General features: G+C 54.8%; 21 protein-coding genes and 1 pseudogene. 5 read left to right on the top strand and 17 right to left on the bottom strand.

Features of this window, described 5'->3' with window-relative positions; translation table 11 throughout:
• Window positions 1-1,141: 1,141 nt before the first annotated feature.
• Window positions 1,142-1,312 carry a hypothetical protein gene (locus AC2FEB_RS22270; protein WP_496884388.1) on the bottom strand — a complete coding sequence of 57 codons (171 nt, stop codon included), beginning with the start codon at window positions 1,310-1,312 and terminating at the stop codon, window positions 1,142-1,144.
• A 279-nt stretch (window positions 1,313-1,591) separates the two neighbouring features.
• Between AC2FEB_RS22270 and AC2FEB_RS22265 the strand changes: the two genes are divergently transcribed.
• Entirely contained in the window at window positions 1,592-3,070 is a 1,479-nt protein-coding gene (locus AC2FEB_RS22265) for an AsmA family protein (RefSeq protein WP_496884387.1), read from the top strand.
• Window positions 3,071-3,290: 220 nt separating this feature from the next.
• Here AC2FEB_RS22265 and AC2FEB_RS22260 read toward each other — a convergent pair whose 3' ends face one another.
• Genes AC2FEB_RS22260 through AC2FEB_RS22245 form a run of 4 tightly spaced genes read right to left on the bottom strand, consistent with a single transcriptional unit; the run spans window position 3,291 to window position 7,515 of the window.
• Window positions 3,291-4,073, bottom strand: a complete 783-nt coding sequence (locus tag AC2FEB_RS22260; RefSeq protein WP_496677452.1) for a dimethylarginine dimethylaminohydrolase family protein — start codon at window positions 4,071-4,073, stop codon at window positions 3,291-3,293.
• Window positions 4,074-4,076: 3 nt separating this feature from the next.
• Window positions 4,077-5,681 carry a 5-guanidino-2-oxopentanoate decarboxylase gene (locus tag AC2FEB_RS22255; RefSeq protein WP_496677450.1) on the bottom strand — a complete coding sequence of 535 codons (1,605 nt, stop codon included), beginning with the start codon at window positions 5,679-5,681 and terminating at the stop codon, window positions 4,077-4,079.
• A complete protein-coding gene (locus AC2FEB_RS22250; protein ID WP_496884386.1) occupies window positions 5,678-6,862 on the bottom strand; it encodes a pyridoxal phosphate-dependent aminotransferase in 1,185 nt (394 codons plus the stop codon). The genes AC2FEB_RS22255 and AC2FEB_RS22250 overlap by 4 nt, the downstream gene beginning before the upstream one ends.
• On the bottom strand, window positions 6,859-7,515 hold the full coding sequence (locus AC2FEB_RS22245) for a TetR/AcrR family transcriptional regulator (protein ID WP_496884385.1): 657 nt from the start codon (window positions 7,513-7,515) through the stop codon (window positions 6,859-6,861). Before AC2FEB_RS22245 ends, AC2FEB_RS22250 begins: the two co-directional genes overlap by 4 nt.
• A gap of 77 nt (window positions 7,516-7,592) precedes the next feature.
• Here AC2FEB_RS22245 and AC2FEB_RS22240 point away from each other — a divergent pair, with 77 nt between their 5' ends.
• From AC2FEB_RS22240 to AC2FEB_RS22225, 4 genes are read left to right on the top strand one after another with little or no spacing between them, the layout of a single operon-like run.
• On the top strand, window positions 7,593-8,390 hold the full coding sequence (locus tag AC2FEB_RS22240; RefSeq protein WP_117872365.1) for an ABC transporter ATP-binding protein: 798 nt from the start codon (window positions 7,593-7,595) through the stop codon (window positions 8,388-8,390).
• 42 nt (window positions 8,391-8,432) lie between these two features.
• The gene (locus tag AC2FEB_RS22235) at window positions 8,433-9,197 is read left to right on the top strand and encodes a transporter substrate-binding domain-containing protein (RefSeq protein WP_117872367.1); all 765 of its coding nucleotides are present in this window, start codon (window positions 8,433-8,435) and stop codon (window positions 9,195-9,197) included.
• A 9-nt stretch (window positions 9,198-9,206) separates the two neighbouring features.
• On the top strand, window positions 9,207-9,959 hold the full coding sequence (locus AC2FEB_RS22230; protein WP_117872369.1) for an ABC transporter permease: 753 nt from the start codon (window positions 9,207-9,209) through the stop codon (window positions 9,957-9,959).
• Window positions 9,956-10,753, top strand: coding sequence for an ABC transporter permease (locus AC2FEB_RS22225; RefSeq protein WP_117872371.1), 798 nt, complete (start codon window positions 9,956-9,958; stop codon window positions 10,751-10,753). Before AC2FEB_RS22230 ends, AC2FEB_RS22225 begins: the two co-directional genes overlap by 4 nt.
• A 531-nt stretch (window positions 10,754-11,284) precedes the next feature.
• Here AC2FEB_RS22225 and AC2FEB_RS22220 read toward each other — a convergent pair.
• The 12 genes and pseudogenes from AC2FEB_RS22220 to AC2FEB_RS22165 all read right to left on the bottom strand — a co-directional run bounded on the left by AC2FEB_RS22220 (window position 11,285) and on the right by AC2FEB_RS22165 (window position 21,178).
• Window positions 11,285-12,040 (bottom strand): ABC transporter ATP-binding protein, encoded by a 756-nt coding sequence (locus tag AC2FEB_RS22220; RefSeq protein WP_117872373.1) that lies wholly within the window; start codon window positions 12,038-12,040, stop codon window positions 11,285-11,287.
• A gap of 9 nt (window positions 12,041-12,049) precedes the next feature.
• A complete protein-coding gene (locus AC2FEB_RS22215) occupies window positions 12,050-12,805 on the bottom strand; it encodes an ABC transporter ATP-binding protein (RefSeq protein ID WP_117872375.1) in 756 nt (251 codons plus the stop codon).
• Window positions 12,806-12,815: 10 nt separating this feature from the next.
• Window positions 12,816-14,021, bottom strand: coding sequence for a branched-chain amino acid ABC transporter permease (locus AC2FEB_RS22210; protein ID WP_117872377.1), 1,206 nt, complete (start codon window positions 14,019-14,021; stop codon window positions 12,816-12,818).
• Between the two features lie 3 nt (window positions 14,022-14,024).
• Window positions 14,025-15,056 (bottom strand): branched-chain amino acid ABC transporter permease, encoded by a 1,032-nt coding sequence (locus AC2FEB_RS22205; RefSeq protein WP_496677438.1) that lies wholly within the window; start codon window positions 15,054-15,056, stop codon window positions 14,025-14,027.
• A 105-nt stretch (window positions 15,057-15,161) separates the two neighbouring features.
• The gene (locus tag AC2FEB_RS22200) at window positions 15,162-16,508 is read right to left on the bottom strand and encodes a substrate-binding protein (protein WP_496677435.1); all 1,347 of its coding nucleotides are present in this window, start codon (window positions 16,506-16,508) and stop codon (window positions 15,162-15,164) included.
• Between the two features lie 635 nt (window positions 16,509-17,143).
• On the bottom strand, window positions 17,144-17,578 hold the full coding sequence (locus tag AC2FEB_RS22195) for a c-type cytochrome (protein ID WP_496884384.1): 435 nt from the start codon (window positions 17,576-17,578) through the stop codon (window positions 17,144-17,146).
• Window positions 17,579-17,589: 11 nt separating this feature from the next.
• Window positions 17,590-18,456: a CopD family protein gene (locus AC2FEB_RS22190; protein ID WP_496677433.1), complete on the bottom strand. Its 867-nt coding sequence runs from the start codon at window positions 18,454-18,456 to the stop codon at window positions 17,590-17,592.
• A 2-nt stretch (window positions 18,457-18,458) separates the two neighbouring features.
• A complete protein-coding gene (locus tag AC2FEB_RS22185) occupies window positions 18,459-18,800 on the bottom strand; it encodes a copper resistance CopC family protein (protein ID WP_496677430.1) in 342 nt (113 codons plus the stop codon).
• A gap of 10 nt (window positions 18,801-18,810) precedes the next feature.
• Complete coding sequence (locus tag AC2FEB_RS22180) at window positions 18,811-19,242, bottom strand: c-type cytochrome (protein ID WP_496677427.1); 432 nt, start codon at window positions 19,240-19,242, stop codon at window positions 18,811-18,813.
• A 790-nt stretch (window positions 19,243-20,032) separates the two neighbouring features.
• Window positions 20,033-20,213, bottom strand: a pseudogene (locus AC2FEB_RS22175) (IS5/IS1182 family transposase); the annotation flags it as partial.
• A 224-nt stretch (window positions 20,214-20,437) separates the two neighbouring features.
• Window positions 20,438-20,827 carry a hypothetical protein gene (locus AC2FEB_RS22170; protein ID WP_162896873.1) on the bottom strand — a complete coding sequence of 130 codons (390 nt, stop codon included), beginning with the start codon at window positions 20,825-20,827 and terminating at the stop codon, window positions 20,438-20,440.
• Window positions 20,828-20,983: 156 nt separating this feature from the next.
• On the bottom strand, window positions 20,984-21,178 hold the full coding sequence (locus tag AC2FEB_RS22165; RefSeq protein ID WP_162896874.1) for a hypothetical protein: 195 nt from the start codon (window positions 21,176-21,178) through the stop codon (window positions 20,984-20,986).
• Window positions 21,179-21,866 lie beyond the last annotated feature (688 nt).

Raw genomic sequence — 21,866 nt, 5'->3', positions numbered from 1 at the left:
AGTAAGATATCAAGCACTTAGCCTCGCAACTCGCAGGGCTTGCTGCGCTTGGAGCCTCCTCATGCGGCGCTGCAACGCTTACTCCAAAACGGCTTCACCGTCAGTGCTGTCAGCACCGTCAGCCAAAAGAAATTAAGACAATAATCGATCTCCCGGATGAATTGCTTAACGTCTTCACATCGTCAGGCTCATGACCTGAAGGTCAGAGGGTCAAATCTTACTCCCGAAACCAGGTCGAATAATCTCAACAGAGCCCGATTTAGAGTAGACATCATAAACGTTACCGGAGCGAATTGCGCTTTCGCCCGCGTGGGCCTGAAACTATCATCCCGATGGATCACAGGCCAATCATGCACTAACAATCTACTTGGACCTGTCTGATGAGGTTGCGCGGGAAGAATTGGAACCTTGGGAGAGAAGTGTGGGATACATTGTCAAAGGTGTTTTAATTTGTTGCGCTATCGCGCTTGTTTCTGTTTTTGCGGCCTGGCTTCTCCTGTCTTCCGCGTTGTTTTCTTCTGTCAGAACAGCTTTCGTTGAAAACCTGGTCAGCAAGAAACTTGGTCAGGACGTTAGAATAAAAGATGAAGTACGTCTCGGCCTTGGTCGGCAGTTGCAGATATCAGCGGCAGGGCTGGTACTACCCGGTTCGCCGAAAACAGGTGCGAAGCTGGCGGCAATCGACAAACTTGAATTTGACATTTCCGCGCGTGACCTTTGGAACAATAAGCTTTCGCTAAGTGGCCTTTCCGTCTCGGGTCTTCACCTGAACCTGATCACAGACAAAGATGGCGTTGGAAACTGGCGGTCCATTTCTCAAGCGGATGCTGCAGCCGGGAAAACCGCAAAGTCTCGGCCTCTACCTGTTGTCGGAATGCTGACGGACCGCAAAGTTGACCTGACGGATATCAGAATTTTTTATCAGAACGAATTGAACGGGCTTGAACTGGACCTGCAGCTTCCCGAACTGCTTTTGAAACGCAACGATCAAACCAACACTGCCACTGCGGTAGGAACCGGTTCGTTAAACGGAGAGGGGTTTGATCTGAGCGGGACGTTCCCAGCGGAAGATCCGTTTCAGGTATCGGTGGACTTTGAACAAGTCTCGATTGTTGCCGAAGAGGTCCCTCAGGAAAACGGGCTACAGGTGAGAACGACCATGGAGATTGCGGAACTTGGCCAGCTCCTCGACATCCTGAAGCTCAATCGTGTTTTGGAAGGTACAGGGAATATTGGTGCAACAGTCCAAACGGCTGACGGCATAACCCGGATCGATGATCTGACCGTGCTGGCGGAGTTGGATGGAGGTCAAAGCGTCTCGCTGACGGGGAAAATCGGAGAGTTGGGGAACCCGGAAGATGTATCGCTGACGACCCGTATTCGGTTGTTCCCGGAAAACTCTGAGCCAGCCCCCGCCGTATCACGATATGATCTCAAACTTGTCGCGGTTGATATGGTTATGGACAGTGTTCCTGGGCAGGTTCCTCAGCGACAAATGGTAATTCAGACCAACGGGTTCACATTGGATACCTCAGGCGAAGGCCCGCCCCCAATCAAGTTTTCCGAGCTTTCCCGAACACCCGAAGGCGCCTTGCGTGTCGGGAGCATCAACTTGAGAATTGGGAACCCAGCTGATCCGTTTATCATTTTGAACGGGTCGGTCGATGACGCGCTGAAGCTGCAAGGCATATCAGCTGAAGGTCTGATGGATATTCCGGCAAGCAGCCTGATCTCACCAGAGCTGTTAGGGCCGGACGACCGGCTTGGCAGGTTTTCCGGCGACTTTCATTTGAGCGGCGGTATCAATCAGCTTTCGCTGACGAATTTGGATGGTCAGACGAGTGAAACTGATGTCTGGGCCCTTGGGGTACATGGTTCTGTCAAGAATGTGCTCAAATTCGAGGACCTGGATCTGGCAATTGATGTCGAAGTCCCATCCGGAGCGGATCTGTTGGAGGCACTGTCACTTGAACGCGTGGAAACCGGGCAAGCTCGCTTTGAAATAGGGTTGGTTAGCCAAGGCACCGATTGGAACGCAAATGCCAAAGTCGAGGTTGCCGACTCTGTCCTGCAAATTGCAGCCGATCTTGATGATGCAACAAGCGACCCTGTATTGCGGGGTGCCATTGAAAGTGACCTGATAAAGATAGATCAGATCCGAACCATCGTTCAGGCGGTCGCACAGTTGAGGAAGTTAGGCGGTTCAGAGCCGAGCGAAGAAGACGCCAATAAAGAAGCCAGTGACACTGGCCCGCTAAGAGATGTGACGCTTAAACCTATCGGCCGTTCGATTCTGTTGTCCGGTATGGATATGGATGTTGATATTGATCTTCGGCACATAGAAGGGGCCAAAGGCATCAGCAGTTTGCAAAGCGAACTGACGCTCAACGAAAATGAGTTCAAGGCCGGGCCTTTGAAGTTTGAATACGGAGGCGCTCATTTCGATGTCAGCGGGCAAATGGATCTGTCGGACGAAGCGCATCTGCTTACGTTGACCGGCAAGGCAGGCGGTTGGCAACTGGATGATATTCTTCACAGTCTGAACTTCAAAAAGGGCGCCAGCGGTACGATCTACGCAGATTTTTCGGTGACCGGAGAAACCGATTCACCCAAACACTTTGCCAACACCATGAGCGGCAGCGCCACAGTTTCAATGCGCGATGGCTCGATCGAAACCCAGCTTCTTGATCTGGCAGGGCTAGGGGTCTTGCCTTGGGTGTTTACCAAGGAAAAACAAAAGGTTGCTCCAATCGTATGCTTGCGCGCACCGATCAGTATTTCCAATGGGAATATTTCGACGAAACAAACCACTATGGAAACAGATCATGTTCAGGTTGTTGTCTTCGGCGATGTTAATGTGGCTGGTAAAGCCCTGGACTTGAATCTGCAGCCCCGAAAGATCGGCGAACCTCTTTCGAAGAGCCCCTGGCCAGTGACTTTAAGGGGGCCTCTATCCGAGCCGAAAATCAAGGTCAAAGATGGGCCGAAACGGCTGAAACGATCTGACGGTGCGGACAAAATGCCTGCAAAAAGGAAACTCTGTGTTCCGGATATCTTGCAATTGCAATAGCGGCGGAGGTGGTTGGTTCCTAAACAAATCCGGAACTCGGGAAGGATGACAATGTGTCCGAAAGAAGTTTTCTGCTTCGGGCACGGAGAGTGGACTTCAGGGCAAACTCTGCAAGAAGTCCGACATCCCTTGGGTCAGGATGCATTGCTTCAAAAAAAGACCGGGAACTGTTGATCGCTTCCAACAAGTGCGCCGCTCGCCAGTAGTCGGCAACAGGTCCTCAGAATCTCAACGAAAGACAGGACATACCACCATCCAGCTTTGCACAATCGGTGTTGTCAATTTCAACGACCTCAAAGCCTTCACGGTCCAGCATCTCTGCGGTGCGAGGGAATCCAGCTGCCATCAGTACCAGATTGTTGAACCGGATCGCGTTGGCAGCTGCCTCTTCACCGTCTGCAACATGCAGCACCCGGTAACCTTCAAAGCAGCCCGAAGCGTCCAATCGCCGGGTCGCAAGGATTGTCTCAGCATCCATAAGCGAGCAATCCGTTTTAAAGTGTAAAACCCCCTCGGGCGTGAACACTTCCCGCAGTTTGCACCCCCATTCAGAGGTGATTTTCGCCAGTTCCTCGACACCTTCTGCGTCAGTGCGATCCGACCGGCCCACCAGAATTTCACGCCCGGTTACCAGGATGTCTCCACCTTCGATATGGCCGGGACCTTTGATTTCCATGACCGTATCGTAGCAGGCACGCAGTGTCGGGGCCATTTCGGCCACTTCCCCCATCCGCGAAGGTGCGCCAGGCCGCATCAGCACTGCACCCTGCGGCAGGCAAAGGGCCGTGTCTTCAACAAACTGCGCGTCAGGAAACGCATCAAGGGGTTCAAGCTCGATCACCTGCGCCCCGGTGCTTTTCAGTGCTGCCACATATGCCTTATGCGCGGCTATCATCCCGCCGAAATCCGGGTTTCCGATATCTTCTGCTCGCAATCCGTCAGCTATGGTCGGAGCCGGGCGTCGGGTTATGGCGCGGGAAAACTCAAAACTTGGGTCTGGCATGTTTCAATCTTTCTGAGGTTCGAATTTCGGAGCGGTGATTTCGATCATCGCCGGCCCGCCCAGGGCGGCAGATTCGCGCAACGCTTGTGCGACGGCCTGCGGTTCTGCGGGAGCCGTGGTGAATGAAAGGCCAAATGACTTGGCCGTTGCTGCAAAATCGGGGGGCGAGGGGTTACATCCTATGACCGTCACACCTGCATCCTGCATCGATGTGGCAATTTCACCGTATCCGTGATTGTTCCAGATCACGAAAGTGACTGACAGGTTTTCGTCTGCTGCGGCCATTGCTTCAGGCAGTGAAAACTGCGCACCTCCATCGCCGACGATACATATTACCCGCACCGTCGGATCGGCGATCGACGCGCCGATGGCTGCGGGTATGCCATAGCCGAGCGCACCATATCCCGTTGCCGCATTGAACCAGCCGCCTGCCCGGTCGTGGTCGTAGTAAAGATTGCCCGCATAAATGGGCTGGGTGGAATCCCCGACCATCAGAGCATTCGGAGACGCGGAGCGCATTGCATTCAGTATTTCTACCTGATGGCGATAATCCGGGCCGATCTCCTGCCAGGCCGCGTCGCGCGTTTTTCTGGCACGTTCCGCTCCGTCGCTTTGTTTTGCCTCTTGCGGCAAAGCCTCGACCAGAGCGGGCAAAACCAGGTCGACGTCACCTTGAATGGCAACCGCTGCCTCATGCCGTGACAGTTGATCGCTGCACCGATCAACCCGTATCAGGCCTGACATTTCCGCAAATTGACCGGTGGCATACATGTCATAATCGGTTGGCCCAAGCTCGGTTCCCAAGGCCAGAACGCAATCGGCGCTTTCTATCATCGCGCGCACCGCCTTCAAGCTGGGGCTGGCCGGAACGGTCAGAATATGCCCGTGCATCAGGCCGCGTGCATTGACGGTTTGCACAACGGGGGCATCCAGGGCTTCGGCCAGTGCTTGCAACCCGGCCTCAGCACGTTTCGCCCCGCCGCCTGCCAGAATGACGACTTTCTTTGCTTCAGCCAGTTGTTTGGCGGCATGTGTGATCAATACCGGGTTGACCGGAGACTCTGGATCGATCGATTCAACTGGTGTTTCCTGATATTCCAACGCTGCTATATCCAGCGGAACCTCTATATGCACCGGACCGGGGCGACCGTTGGTGAGGTTGTGAAAAACACGCGCCAAGACCGGGTCCAGAGCGTTTCTGTCGGAGACTTGTTCGGACGCCAGTGCAACCGTTTTGGCCAGCCCAAGTTGATCAGGCAACTCATGCAGGTGCCCCAAGCTTTTACCAAGAGACGCAGTTTTGTTGACACCGGACACCACCAGCATCGGTATTGAATCGCCTCGCGCCTGCGCCATCGGCGTCAGCGTATTGGTCAATCCGGGGCCAGTGATCACAAAGGCTACTCCCGGCTTGCCCGACGCACGTGCATAGCCATCAGCCATGAAACCTGCGCCCTGTTCGTGTCTGGGTGTAATGTGCCGGATGCCCGAGGCAGCAAGACCTCGGTACAGCTCAACCGTGTGAACGCCCGGTATTCCAAAGACGCAGGTCACATCCCTTTGGCGAAGCTTGGCAACCAGAGCCTCGCCAATTGTCATTCCGCTCATGCGACCTCACGTGATTTGCTGTTGGCGTGATCGATGATACGAGAGACCGCAGTGCCAAAGTCGGTGTCACTGATCGTCAGGGCGACCCGCACCCAGTCCTTCAGGCTGTCCCCAAAGGCGGATCCCGGCATGACGGCCACCCCGGCCTGTAGCAGATCCCAGGCATACGCTTCGCCATCCAGCCCAGTGGCGGAAACGTTGATGAGTGCGAACATTCCCGCTTCGGGCCGGTGGACAGTCAGATCTGTTTCCGCTTCAAGGCGATCGGCCAGCAGGGTGGCGCGGCCAGAAAAGCGGGCGGCCATCCCGGGGGCAACCTCGGACCCGTCGCGGATCGCTTTTTCGGTCATGTCCGCGATGAAAGGCTGGTTGCCAAAAAGCATGGTCTCGGAATAGGGCAACAGCGCTTCGCAGAACGCGGCGGACCCTACACACCAGCCACTGCGGAACCCAGGAGCGGCATGAGATTTCGAGATGGATGATACGCCAATGACACGATCCGCCAGTTCCGGATCCGCCAATGGTGAAACAAATCGGGCACCGTCAAAGATCAATTCTTCATAGACCTCGTCCGAGATGATCCACAAGTCATGCGCAATAGCGAGCTGCCCGATCTTGGCAACATCTGCGGCGGTCAGGATCGCGCCCGTCGGGTTATGTGGCGTAGTCAGGAGAATGGCGCGGCTGCGCGGAGTGATGCGGGCCGCGATATCTTCGGCCTGCATACGAAACCCGTGCTCTGGCCGCAGCGGTACGGGTACCATCTCGGCCCCGGATGCGCGAACGACACCTTCATAGGTCGCGTACATCGGATCGCCGACCAGAACTTCGTCACCGACCTCTGCGACCCCGGCCATGGCGGCAAACAGGGCGGTCTGCGTTCCAGGAAAGCACAGAAAGTTCTCAGGCTCGAATACCCGCCCGCGAGAGGCGGAATAGCGTGCAGCCAGCGCGTCAAGCAGTCCGGCTTCTCCGCGCCCATTGGAATACCCTGTCCGCTGCGCCCGCAATGAGGTAACGGTGGTTTCGACCAATGCGTCCGGCACGGGCACGTCCGGTTCTCCAATCGTCATTTCGACGATATCCGCTCCGGCTTTGATAAGGTCGCGCGCTTTCAAGTGCACGCCCCACTTTGCGCCACCCAAGCCCGCCAACCGTTCTGTCACCGATGTGATCTTCATGACTGCTCCGCCTCTGTGGTCAATGAAATCCCGACGATGGCGCTGACAGAATCCAAACCGATCTGCGCCAGTTGGCCTTCGGAAAAAGCATCCGGAAGCGCACCCCCTTCAAGCCACAGGCCGTCGATCACCGCGTTGCAGGCAATGGCCAGTTGCATTGCTTCTGACGCTGCGACCGAGCGCCCTGTTTCCTGCAATGCGGCGACGATCAGCTTCTCGAGGTGATCCCGGAAATAGTTGTAGGTTTGCTGGTGAATGCGCTGCATTTTCGGGTCGTGCTGCACCTTGTTCAGGAAGCCTGCCCACAAGGCCACAGCGCTTGGATCGACGATTGGTGGTCGCAGTGACGCGTCGACGAAGTTGGTCAGCCGAGACACCGCGCTTCCCTTTCCTGACGAAGCAGCTGTCTGGTCTGTCAGCGTATTCATGTGGTGCTCATACGCCGCCTGAACCAGATCTTCCTTGGATGAGAAATAGTGCCGGATCAGCCCTTGGGTCACGTTCGCGCGGGCTGCGATCTCACGCACTGTGGCGCCCCGAACGCCCATCTCGGCGATCAGGTCCAAAGTCGCCAGAATCAGCGCCTCGCGGCGAAACTTGGCAGACTCACGTCTAAATTTGCGGCTGTCGTCCTGCACGTCAGTGTCATCCATGGCATGGAGTTATTATACACTTGCATAATTGCGAGATTCGGGGCTTACTGCAAGCTGAAATCAGAAGATTCTTGGATATGGACACAGCCAAAGCAGTTTCACCCGCACCCGAAGCAATCACGCCCGACGAGGCGATAAAGGTTGAGGACTTGCATAAATCCTTCGGTACGCTGGAGGTTCTGAAGGGCGTCTCTCTGACTGCAAACAAGGGGGATGTTGTTGCCATTATCGGGGGATCGGGCTCTGGAAAATCCACCATGCTGCGCTGCATCAACTTTTTGGAAACACCGAGTTCAGGAAAGATCAACATTGGCGGCGAACTGGTTGAAATGCACGCGGATGGCAGCCCCTCCAACCGCCGTCAGATCGAACGCATCCGCACGCGGCTGGCCATGGTCTTCCAGCAGTTCAATCTGTGGACACACCGTACGCTTTTGGAAAACGTGATCGAAGTGCCCGTGCATGTCCTCAAGGTGCCGAAGGCAGAGGCTATCGCGCGGGCGCATGAACTGCTGAAGAGGGTGGGCCTCGGCGACAAGGCCGACACCTATCCGGCCTATCTTTCGGGTGGTCAGCAACAGCGCGCCGCCATCGCCCGGGCGCTTGCCGTCGATCCTTCGGTGATGCTTTTCGATGAACCCACGTCAGCGCTTGATCCCGAGCTTGTAGGCGAAGTTCTGACCGTGATCCGCGATCTTGCCGGCGAAGGGCGCACAATGCTGCTTGTTACCCATGAAATGAAATTCGCACGCGAAGTCGCAGACCACGTTGTCTATCTCTTCGAGGGCCGCATCGAAGAGCAGGGCCCACCTGCCGAGGTCTTCGGAAACCCGAAATCAGAGCGCCTGAAGCAGTTCCTCAGCTCGGTCGCCTGATCCGGAAAAACAACACATAATGAACCAAAAGGGAGTACCAAAATGAACGTCAAGAAACTGCTCGTGTCCGGCCTTGCCGCCGCTGTCCTTTCGGCTGGTGTCGCCAGCGCCGAAGAGGTCAAGATCGGCATCGCGGCCGAACCTTATCCGCCCTTCGCGTCGCTGGACAGTTCAGGCAACTGGGTCGGTTGGGAGATCGATGTCATCAATGCGGTCTGTGCCGCTGCGGAACTTGACTGTGTCATCACGCCGGTCGCCTGGGACGGTATCATCCCGTCGCTGACCGGACAGCAGATCGACGCCATCATGGCGTCGATGTCGATCACCGAGGAGCGGCTGAAAACCATTGATTTCAGTGATCCTTACTACAACACACCTGCCGTAATCGTCGCGGACAAATCGATGGATATCGAAGCGACCCCAGAGTCGCTGGCCGGTAAGGTTGTCGGCGTTCAGGCGTCGACCATCCATCAGGCTTATGCACAGGAATATTTCAAGGATTCCGAACTGCGGGTTTATCAGACTCAGGATGAGGCCAACCAGGATCTTTTCGCAGGTCGTATTGACGCCACTCAGGCCGACAGTATCGCCATGGCGGACTTCGTGAACTCGGATGCCGGGGCATGCTGTGAAATCAAAGGCGCCGTCGCAGATGATCCGGCTATCTTGGGACGAGGCGTTGGCGCCGGTGTTCGCAAGGGGGATGATGAGCTGCTTGCGGCGCTGAACAAGGGCATCGCGGCAATTCTTGCCGATGGAACGCACGAGAAGATTACCTCGAACTATTTCTCGGCCAGCATCTACTAAGCGGCTGCTGTGACCGGACTGTTGGAATCACTTGGATTGGCGCAGAGCGCAGAGCTACTGTCGCTGTCGCCACCGGGTTGGGGGGGCAATCTGCTGCGCGGATTGTCCCACTCATTGCAGATCGCTTTTGGTGCATATGCGCTCGGCCTCGTGATCGGATTGTTCGGAGCCTATGGCAAACTATACGGCGGGAAGGTCACGCGCGATCTTCTTGCCATTTACACGACCGTGATCCGGGCCGTGCCGGAACTGGTCCTGATCCTGATCCTGTATTACGTGGGATCTGACATCATCAACAAAATCTCCGCTGCAATGGGTGGAGGACGGGTCGAGGTCAATGGCGTCGCCGCGGGCATTTGGGTTCTCGGCGTTGTTCAGGGCGCATATGCAACCGAGATTCTGCGCGGAGCCATTCAGGCGGTTCCACCCGGACAGATCGAGGCGGCCAAATCCTACGGGATGCCCGCCTTCATGACCATGCGGCGTGTCACAATCCCCGCCATGATGGGCTTTGCAGTACCCGGTCTGGCCAACTTGTGGCTGATCGCCACCAAGGACACTGCACTGCTCGCGGTCGTCGGGTTCAACGAACTGACACTGGAAACCCGGCAGGCCGCCAGCAGCACCCGGGCCTATTTTACCTTCTTTCTGGCAGCGGGTTTTCTCTACCTCATGGTCACCCTCTTTTCTGGTGGTATCTTCGCGCGGATCGAGAAATGGGCGCGTCGCGGTCAACCTTCTCTGAAAGGTGGTGGCAGATGATCGATCTCAGATCGTTGATGCAACCCCATCGTATCGTGATGATGTTGGTCTTTGCCGGGATCGTGATTTGGTGTGCGATGGCGTTGCGGTGGGACTGGTTGCCGAAATACGCTCCGCTTGCATTGCAGGGAATCTGGACCACACTCTGGCTGCTTGTTGTCACCGTCGTTCTCGGATTTCTGCTGGCTGTACCACTCGGGTTGGCCCAGGCCGTTGGGCCCTGGTACCTTGCGGCACCTGCCAAGGCGTTCTGCACCATCATTCGGGGCACACCTCTGCTTTTGCAGCTTTGGTTGCTGTATTATGGCCTCGGCTCACTGTTTCCTCAATTCCCATGGATACGATCGTCCGAACTTTGGCCGTATCTACGTCAGGCCTGGCCTTATGCGGTGCTGGCCTTAACGCTTTCTTATGCGGGCTACGAAGGTGAGGTAATGCGCGGAGCCTTCAAAGGTGTCGCCAAAGGTCAGCTGGAGGCGGCCAAGTCGTTTGGAATGCCAAGGCTGACGATGTTCCGCCGCATCTGGTTGCCGCAGGCAATCCGCAACGTTCTGCCGACCCTGGGTGGTGAAACCATCCTCCAGTTAAAGGCTACGCCCTTGGTTGCCACGATTACGGTGGTTGATATCTACGCCGTGTCATCCCGGGTGCGGTCCGATACGTTTATCGTTTATGAGCCGCTCATCCTGCTAGCCGTATTCTACATTCTCGTTGCAGGTTTTATTGCTTTGGGGTTCCATTGGCTGGAAGTGAAGGTGCTGGGAACAGGAAACCGCAATCGGTCTGCCGGATAGTACAAGCCAGAAGTGAAGCGAAACCCGCTGCCGTATTCCTGATGCAGCCCTTGCGTGGAGTTTACTGGCAACTCTGGGCTGGTGCCTGACGTTCTCGTCTATTGTACAAAGAGGTACAACACCAAGCCGCAATCGATTGGTCGGCGCAGTGGCGGATGCCACGAACTATCGCGATCCTTGCAAGCTTTCCAGCCCTCATCGCGTGCCACTCGCCTGGAAACAAAGGCCGGGCGATTTCACGAGCGGCTGCACATTTTCCTGAAACCGTGCAACCGGCGGGTTCGGCAACAGGTCAAGTTCATCGATCCCGGCTCCAAGTCTATTGGGGCGCGAAATTTGAGGCGCGTATTCAGCGCAGGCCAGACTGAACTTATTGCGGCAAGACCGTATTCAGATTTGAACTGACGACCGACATTTTGGTGGTGAAACGCCTTTGGTCGCGCGAATGGGCAGGACCTGCACTGAACGCGGGTCTTCCCAAGCCACGAATTGGTCATGCCCCTTGGGTCTGTTTGCAATTCAGCATGACGCTTAGATCGCCAGGTACTCCTCACGAAGACTGGTGTCTTCAAGCACTTCTTGCGCCGTTCCGTCAAATACGATGGTCCCGGTGTCAAGGATGATCGCGCGGTCCGCCAACTCCAGAGCGCGAACTGCGTTCTGTTCAACGATGATCGTGGTCATACCCTGTTGCTTGACGTGTATGAGGGTTTTTTCGATTTCGTCGACGATGACAGGCGCCAAACCTTCATACGGTTCATCCAAAAGCAGCACTTTGATGTCCCTGGCAAGAGCTCTGGCGATCGACAGCATCTGTTGTTCGCCACCTGACAGTGTAATCCCTTCCTGCTTCCTGCGTTCTCCGAGACGCGGGAACAACTCGTACAGCCGTTCGAGAGACCATCCGATCGGAGGCGCAATCTGTGCGAGCTGCAGGTTTTCTTCAACTGTCAGGCCGGGAATGATGCGCCTGTCTTCAGGTACAAGACCAAGGCCCACTGCCGCCGCTTCATAGCTTGTCATGTTGTGCAGCGGCTTGTGGTCCAACCAGATTTCGCCATGTCTAACTTCTGGATCTCCAACTCTCGCAATCGAACGCAGCGTCGAGGTTTTGCCCGCGCCGTTGCGTCCAAGAAGGGCAAGAATCTCGCCTTCATGTACGTTGAAGCTGACGCCCTGCACAATGTAGCTTTCTCCGTAATAGGAGTGCATATCCCAAACGGAAAGAAACGCAGGGGCGGTGCTGGCCAGATTGGCGTTTTTCGAAAAGTCAGGTTTCTCGTTCATAGCTTTTCCTTACGCCGCCTCGCCCAGATAGGCTTCACGAACCTTGGGATGTCCACGGATTTTTTCTGGAGTATCTTCGACCAGCGGCGTCCCTTGCGCCAGAACTGTGATGCGTTCCGCAAGGCTGAAGACCACATGCATGTCATGCTCGATAATGGCGATGGTTATGTCGCGCTCATCCTTGATCTGTTTTAGCAGATCAATGGTGTTGTTGGTGTCCGCCCGCGCCATGCCCGCTGTAGGTTCGTCCAGCAACAACAGCCGCGGATTTTGACTGAGGCACATGCCAATCTCAAGTCGCCGCTTGTCGCCCCGAGACAGCGACGCCGCGTGCATCTCACGCTTGTCGGCCATGTTCATCTCTTCCAGCATCGCTTCGGCCTGTTCGACAACAGCCTTTTCGTTGGCGATGGTCTCATAAGCATGCATCCGGAACGCCCCATCCCGCATGGCGAAAATCGGAATCAACATGTTCTCCATCACCGTCAGTTCACCAAAAATCTCTGGTGTTTGAAACACGCGGCTTATGCCCATCTGGTTGATCTGGAAGGGTTCAAGCCCCAAGACCGAGGCGTTGTCGAACAACACGGACCCGGTGTCCGGCATGAGCTTGCCGACCAGACAATTCAGCAAGGTCGACTTGCCCGCCCCATTGGGCCCGATAATCGCGTGAACCGAATTCTCCTCGACGCTGAGATTCACATCCGTGAGTGCCTTGAGACCGCCGAAGCGCTTGCTGACGTCTTTGACTCTTAGAATTGCCATGGCTCGCCCCTTATTCCGCCGGTTCCGTTTTTCCCGACGTCGCGTCGTCGGATTTCGATTTCTTGCGCTTGACCCGGTTGAGCAAACGTTGACCTCCTTCGACCAGACCACCCGGCAAGTAGATAACGACAAGCATGAAAAGAATGCCCAGCGTCAGATGCCAGCCTTTTCCGATGAACGGATGGATCACAAACACAATCGCGTCCTCCAACCCGTCAGGCAGGAAAGCAAACCAACTGTGCAAGACGTTGTCGTTGATTTTCGAGAAGATGTTCTCGAAATATTTGATGAAGCCTGCACCCAGCACCGGACCTATCAAGGTTCCTGTGCCGCCCAGGATCGTCATCAAAACGACCTCGCCCGATGCGGTCCACTGCATACGTTCAGCGCCTGCCAGCGGGTCCATTGCGGCCATCAGACCTCCAGCCAGGCCGGCATACATGCCAGAGATGACAAATGCTGCCAGAGTATACGGTTTTGAGTTCAGGCCGGTATAGTTCATCCGCTGCTGGTTCGATTTGACCGCCCGCAGCATCATCCCGAAAGGTGAACGGAAAATTCGGATGGACAGATAGAAGACCACCATCATAATCACCGCACACAGATAGTATCCCGCGTTGAAATCAAAGCTCCACGCACCCACGTCCAATGTGTAGGTTGCGCGCATCGGCAACCCGAACAGATGCGGCAGGTCCGGCGAGTTCGCGCCCTGCAGAATCTGCGGATCGTCCGCGTAAACCTGCAATCCGGTTTCCCCATTTGTCAGGTTGAACTTGGGGTTTGACAAAACCGAGTAAGCCAACGCAAAGCTCATCTGAGCGAAGGCCAGCGTGAGGATCGAAAAATAGATACCCGACCGGCGCAGGCTGACAAACCCAATCAGCAATGAGAACACTCCGGCAACCACAACGCTGAGTGCGATGGCCGGGATGATATTGTAGCTCAGCAGCTTGAACATCCAAACGGCTGAATAGGATCCAACGCCCAGAAAGGCCGCGTGACCGAATGACAAATATCCGGTAAGGCCAAACAGGATGTTGAAGCCTATGGCAAAGATGCCAAAGATGACAAAGCGCTGCATCAAATCCGGATAGCCCGCGTTGAATTGCGCCATGGCGCTGCCTTCCGGGAACGGGTTCAGGATGAAGGGCGCCAGCATCGTAAGGAAGCCGACGATGATCAGCAGGCTGGTGTCTTTCTTGTTCAGTCCCAACATCGATTATTCCTCCATCACGCCTTTGCGTCCCATCAACCCGCGCGGGCGTGTGAGCAGCACAATAATGGCAACAAGGTAGATGATGATTTGGTTGATGCCCGGGATCGTCGTTGTGGCCCAGGTCGTTGAGGCAAAGCTTTCCAGAATGCCCAGCAGAAAGCCGGCAAGCACGGCTCCGGGGAGTGAACCCATGCCGCCGACAACAACCACAACGAAACTGAGGACCAGAAAATCCATCCCCATGTGATAGTTTGGTGGGTTGAGCGGCCCGTACATTACGCCGGCCAAACCAGCCACCGCGGCAGCGATACCGAACATGATCGTAAAGCGCCGGTCGATGTTGATTCCCAGCAAGCCAACAGTTTCGCGATCCGCCATGCCGGCCCGCACGACCATGCCAAACGTGGTGAATTGCAGGAATGAGAAGACGGCGCCGATAATGGCGACAGCAAAGCCAAAATAAACCAAACGCCAGATCGGGTAGATGATCGCGTTGGGATCAAACCCGATCATTGTGCCAAGGTCGATAGAGCCGCTCAGTGCGTCGGGCGGCGGAGTTTGGATTGGGTTGGCACCGAAGAAATACTTCACGATTTCTTGCAACACGATCGCCAGACCGAACGTGACAAGGATCTGGTCAGCGTGGGGGCGTTTGTAGAAATGCTTGATAAGCCCGCGTTCCATCACATAGCCAACCGTCAACATGATTGGGATCGCAAACAGGATGGCCAGGGGGACAGTCCAGTCGATAATCGTCGCACCAACCTCTGGGCCAAACCACGCCTCAATAAAGGGCGTTTCAACCTTCAGTGGGTTGCCCAGAAAGTCGGTTTGGCTCTCGTCGATGGTAACAAAGCTCAAGTTCATGAGTTTTTGCAAAGTGACGGCACAGAACGCACCGATCATGAACAGGGCCCCGTGGGCAAAGTTCACAACGCCGAGCGTCCCAAAAATAAGCGTCAGCCCCAGCGCAATCAGCGCATAAGCCGACCCTTTGTCCAGACCGTTCAGAATTTGCAATAGGATGGCGTCCATTGGCCCACCTCAGGGTTGGTCAGTGTGAATTGAGTGGCACAACAGGATCAACCCTGCTGTAGATGTCTGGCCACCTTTTTGGCGGCCAGACTATGATACGAGGCCTTATGCGCCCGGGTTACACTTACCCAGTGCGCCACCTGCGAACATCGGATGCTCCGGATCGTATTCGACCTGCGCGCGTGGCGTGATCTCGACAATTTCCAGAGTGTCGTAGGCGTTGGTCGGGTTCTCGTTGCCCCGAACGACCAGCACGTCCTTGAAGCACTGGTGGTCGGCGCCGCGATACCAGGTCGGGCCGTTGCCCAGGCCGTCGAACTCGAAGTCTTCCAGCGCTTCCGCAACACCGCACGGATTGAAAGTGCCGGCACGCTCGCAAGCATCAGCATAAAGCAGAACCTGTGCATAGCAGGTCTGCGCCGAGTTGGACGGTGGTTTGCCGTACTTCTCACCGAAGGATTTCACGAAGGCTTTGGTGCCTTCATCCTGCAGCTGCCAGTTCCAGTTCATCGAACCCAGCACGCCCTTGATGTTCTCGCCCGCACCAGCAGCCATCAGTTCCGAATACAGCGGCACGACGATCTTGAAGTCCTTGCCATTGGCCACTTTGTCGAGCAGGCCGAACTGAATCGCGTTGGTCAGCGAGTTCACCATGTTGCCGCCATAGTGATTCAGAACCAGAACGTCCGCGCCGGAGTTCAGAACCGGAGTGATATAGGACGAGAAGTCTGTTGACGCGAGTGGCGTTTTGACAGTGTTGACTGTTTCCCATCCCAGGGCTTCGGTCGAGGCGACGATCGACTCTTCCTGGGTCCAGCCCCAGTTGTAGTCAGCCGTCAGGTGATAGGCGCGGCGGTCGGTGCCCATTTCGGCAGCCAGCACCGGCGCAAGCGCAGCGCCCGACATGTAGGCGTTGAAGAAATGGCGGAAACCATTGGCCTTCTTGTCCTTGCCGGTCGTGTCGTTGGCGTGGGTCAGACCCGCCATAAAGATCACACCTGCTTCTTGACACAGGCCCTGAACTGCGACGGCCACGCCCGAGGACGACCCGCCGTTGATCATGATCGCGCCGTCTTTTTCGATCATCGACTTTGCGGATGCACGCGCGGCGTCCGACTTGGTCTGGGTGTCACCTGTGACGAACTCGACCTTCTTGCCGAGGATGCCATTGCCCTTCAGCGCCTTCGACGTGAAGGTGTTCAGGCAACCGCCGTCACCCTCTCCGTTCAGGTGTTCCACTGCCAGCTGTTGCGCCAGCAGCTCGTCATTGCCCTCTTCGGCATATGGCCCGGTCTGGGGAACGTTGAAGCCCAGGGTTACGGACCCTCCGGTTGGTTCGTTTGTGTAAGCGGCAGCCGACGAAGCCGTGAAGATCGTAGGCAGGGCCAGACCGGCACCTGCAACGGCACCAGACTTCAACACGCCGCGGCGTGTGACAGATTTGTTGGTCATTAATTCCTCCCATTTCCCTTTCTCTCGTCGTCTGGCTCCTCTTCCAGCAGACGAAAGCGCACTTATGTGCACTTCAATAATGGAAAGGCGATGGAAAATTTCACAACAAATTACTGGATTTGAAACAAAATTTTGTAAACGTATTGACGAAATCTGAGGTTACTTGAAAAACTTTTAATCAATTTTTTTGGAAAAGATTTATCTTTTAATTACTTAAGTGTAAAAACCAACAGCACAATCGTAGTACACGGCTCAAAAACTCGCCTGGTGCGGTACCAAAAGCCGATTTGGAATATCAAGCTGGCGTTTTCGCTACGCCAATTGGAGACAAGGTCCTCGGGCAACCCTGTTGGTCGGCGCCGTATCTTCGTTTACGCCAGTGGGCTGCACCACCTCTGTCAAATAACATTGCCTCTCCGCCTCCTGGGTTCGTGACCTGCTCCCCTTTAAGTCCGCGTCTATAAGTTAGCTCTGTTCAGGTTTCGGTGGAGCCTGGGGGAAACGCCGCTGAGCGTCTAATATACTGATAGCAAACACTATTGTGGTATGTTGATTTTGTAGTGTGTCACACCAGGAACTACACAACCAGCTGAGTTGAACTGTATATACCCAAACCTGCACCAGACCACTGTCTTCTACTGGTGCGGAAGGTTGCGGCTGGCTTGCATTTGCTGAACATCGTCGGGCCAAGTGGAGCCTATGTAGGCCAGCACGTCCCATATGTCTTCGTTGGTCAGAGTGCCCTCAAAGCCCGGCATGCCACTGTTGAAGTCTTCGATACCGCGTGCTGCCAATGCATCTGCCCCACCTAGTTTGGTATATTCGAACAGTAGCTGGTTATCATGGTGCCATGTGTGCCCTGTCACGTCATGTGGTGGCGCAGGCAACACTCCGTCATCATCAGGTGTCTGCCAGTTGGGTTCGCCTTCCAGATTAACTCCATGGCAAGAGGCACAGTGCACTACGTAGATTTCCTGCCCATTCGCCAGGTCTCTATCTAACAACTCATGATCTGCAGTGACGCTAGTCCCAATACTGCATATAGCGAGTACACACAGGTGTTTCTTCATCTCTATCTACCTTAACTCGGAAGCGTAAGTACGCTCGTGAGTGTTGCCGTTGTTGCCAGCACCGCTAATAAGACTATTGCCTCAACCTCGATGGATCGGGCTAGGCGTTGGGCTGCCTTTCCCTCTCCCTTTTGCATAGCCGGAACAAATCGGAGCTTGTTCGCAGCGGCGAGGATCATCAGCAGCGACACAAGAAGTACTTTGAACAACAGTGCTTGCCCGTAGCCAGTGAACACGAGCCCTTGGAGGTTGCCGACAAACAACCAGGCCATCCATAGGCCCGCACCGATTAAAGTCGGTACAATCAATGCAGCAGTTTGCCCAAACCTATACCCTAGTTCAGCGGTATCTGTCAGGTGTTCAGGCATGAGAGCCATACTCCGTAGCGGGCAAAAGATGCCTACCCAGAAGGCTACACATAGCAGGTGCAATAGGAGCAAGAGTTGGACGCCAACACTCTCCAGTTCCGGCACGTGCCCTATCTGCGCAAAGGACCACAGAGCCAATGTACCTCCCACGAGTGCGATCCAGTGGCCAAATCGAGGAATAGACAATCCCACAAGGATCAATGCTGCGCCGACAAGCCGGTAAACTAGTACGTCGCCTACGGGGGTCTGCCAAAGTAAACCAAGCATCTCCGGGTCGACCATGCCGTCTAATCCGCCTGTTAAGGCGGCTCCACGTAGCATGAAGCCAACTACTGTTGCGGCGAGAGCAAGGCACGCTAAGGCCCTGGCTTGGCGCTTCATCACGCGGTGTATCGGTGCGACGTAGCCGCAATAAAGGCAGCTAACAATCATAAGCCCGGTGGACCCCGCAAAGCCGACGTAAAGCGCCAGCTTTGCGAGGATTGCGGCAATACCCCAAATGTCTGGCATGCTCATTCCACGGTGAAGGAAAACTCGCCTTGCATCGCATGGCCGTCTTCACCTAAACCACGCCACTCGATGACATAGGTGCCGGTTCCATTGCTCGGCAATGGGATCGTGAATTCTTGACCAAAACTTGTCTGGTCGCCCAAATCCAGGCTTACTGCCGAGTGTTCTTCATGGGCCATTTCTATCCGTGTCAGCCGAATGTCCTTGGAGAAGTTGAAGCCAATTTCAGCGGGCACACCGATTATTGTGGCTCCGTCGGCAGGGGTTGTTTCTTCGACCTTGGAATGCGCCAGTACGCCGCTGGGAAGAGCAGCCATGAGTGCGAGCGTTATGATCTTTTTCATGGTGCTGTCCTTAATTTATCCCGTTGGCACGTTGAATTTCACGAATGTACGCGATCACCATGGAGACGTCACCACGCGTCAAACCTTCGACGGGTGGCATGTCACCAAACTGCCAATGATGACTTCTTACACCCTGTGAAACCGCCCTTTGAAAGGCTTTGTCAGCGTGGTGGCTGGGTTCGTATATTTTGTGGATCAGCGGCGGTCCTGAGCCTTCTGCTCCGACCGCATTGACGCCATGGCAAGAGGCGCAGGAAACATCAAAGATACGCTGGCCGATTGTCGCATTGCCCTCGATGGGCGGCATCTGAATTGCGACCATGGCTTCGCCCTCAAGTGTGCCTTGTGGCGCGGCTTCTTCGACTGGGCCAGAGCGAACAGCAATGAAAGCGGCAACGACGACAACGGCGCATACGCCGATTAGTAAGTGGCTTTTTTTCATGGATTGATCCTGACTTTGTGGAGGCTGGTAGTACTGCGACACATCGCGAACAGCAGCACGTGCTGATCACTTAGGTGCGCGAGGATTACGTTGCTTCAAACGTCAGGGGGTCTGTAGGGGCTATCTGGTTCAATCAGCTTGGCTAGAGCTCCAATCTGTAACTCTCGGTCAATCTCAGATTGGTTCCACACAACTTCGCCGCTCAGGGAGAGCAATACAACTGCTTGGCAAAGAGAGGGGTTACACTCTCCGGTTCCGAAACTTTCAGGGTCATGGTGGCGGCTTGGGGCCGAGACATCATCGATGTGCTTTGCCACAGCAGAGTGTTCCGTTGATAGCACATGGTCCTTGCTGTGAAGGCCAACGCAGCCATTTGACAACGTATGAGCAACGCCGCCAAATCCAGTCAGGATGACCAGAATGCTGATCAGTAGCGAAAGTGAGTATCGTCGGATGACCATGGCAAAGGACGCTACTGTATGGGAATACGCATGACAACGTCAGCACCTCTGTTTTTTCAGTCGCGACCAGCTTTAGCTTGGGCTTTCCACGGATGCTGACCCTGTGACGTGGAGCACTTTTCACTGGATAGCGGCAGGTTCAGCTGTATCAACGATCAAGACAGGGCGCTGTCAAAACAAAGGTTAAGCCTCGGCTATCATGGTCCCCCAACTGGAATGACCACCTTCCGTTTCACAGATGATTGTATCCATGCCAGTCGCGGCATCGGTTCCGAAATGGCAGTTCGCAAATGCCGGAACGCTTTAAAAGGTTAAGCTAGGGTCAGTATTCATAACCAGCAAATGTCGGTTGCCGCGAATGCGATTGCTGAGATGAAGACCTTGGGACAAAGGTCATGGCGTGTCGCCACGCGCCCCCGGTCCCTGAGCCTGCCAAACAGAATCTCGATGCGATTTGTATATGCGCTTGTCGTACTTGACCGGCGTCTTGCGTTGTTTTCGACCGGGGATGACCATGGTTGGCCGGGCTTCAGCCGGGCACTCCGCGCAATACAAGCGAATTTATCAGCATCTGGCACTGACCGCACCAAAATACCTTCAATCGATCCGGGCCTAATGGTGAAAGCTTGGCTATAGCCCGGCTAACGGAATTGGGTTTCTCGACACTTACGCACGAAGCAACCAAACTCCGGCGTCCCAGTCAAAACTCTAATGGATGAAAGCAGTTGCAGCAATTAAGCTGACCGGTTTCCGCGAAGTTTGCCCAAACCAAACAGCCCGCCCAAAGCCCCAAGCAGCAGCAGCCAACTGGCTGGTATCGGAACAGCCGCAAGGTTTGCCTGCGCCACGGTGCCTTCCGTCACGCCCTCCTCTTGATCTGTAGGTTCCCGCAACAATTCCAGCTCTTCAAGATGCCGATCGTTGTCATAGGTTTCAGAGATCTGGGTCAAACGGAGGTTTTCCCATTCCAATTCTGCTAGATGTTTTTCGCTGTCAAAGTCTGAGAGAAGCTCGGATAGAACTTCATCATCATCCACAGTCACGCTTCCCGACCCATCCGAGATGGTCAAAGCTTCTGAATCTCCGGCGCAAAACAGAACCACTAATGCGCAAATAACTCTCATAACTCACCCCCACGACACTGATGTTAAGCATAGCACTTCAGGATAATATTGCAAACATCGTGATAATTGAATAAAAATGTAGGCTTATGAAGTCTAACAAGAAATGACCGACACCGTTAAGCGGGCATAAGGATAGGGGGCTATCCAAAAGTATAGCTAACTCTGACCGACTGGCCCGCGTAGTTCCGGTTCGGTCGGTAACGCGTGATCAGGTGGTTCCACGCCATGCTTTTCCAGCCATTCCAACACTTCTCCCCACTGGGTTTGAATGCTTAGTGTGCTGCGGTACTCACGCAACTGTTCAAGCCGACATTTCAGGTCATACGGGATTGTTCGTGGCCATTTCTTCATGACGTGTGTTCTATCTTTGTTCTGTCACGGGTCAACCGGTTGTCGCGCTTTGAACTTGATGCGTCGGCAAAATTAGTGACTACTGTGAGTCATGACGGACACTGTTTCCAGTGTCCGTCTGCTAGACTAGTTTCTACACTTGGGTCGTTGCACTGTTACTTGTGGCCAAACTTTCTCAGTGCGACGACCAGACCTGCCACCGATGCTACCGTTCCAATTACGGTTATGACATCAATCAGGCTTAGAGCGGTACTGCTCATACCCATTAGCTTGAACTGTCCAGCGCTTGGTTAAAACCGAAAAGATACAGTGTTTTTGACATCTTTTTTGTTGACAGTGGGTGGGTGAGTCGTCGGTCAAACTAGCGCATATTGCCCATACTGCGGACGATAGCGAACCCCCAACGTACCCCCGAGGGGCGCGCGCCTGACCAAGACGAGCCGAGATAGCTCGTAAATGCTTGTAGTTGTGTGATAATTTGGTGGAGCCTAGGGGAAACGCCGCCGAACGTCTAATGCACTGATAGTAAACATTATTGTGGTGTGTTGGTTTATAGTGTGTCTCACCTTAGCGTCACACTTATAAGTACGCAATTCTCAGCACCCAATTGACTAGGCTCCAGACTCATTGAATTACAGCCAGAATAGGACTGTAGCAGCGAGAGCGATGGCCGAGAGGAATACCTTTG

It is taken from the genome of Ruegeria sp. YTSC106, from assembly GCF_059609765.1.
The sequence above is the reverse complement of the archived record's forward strand: the minus strand, read 5'-3'. Positions and strand labels throughout refer to the sequence as shown.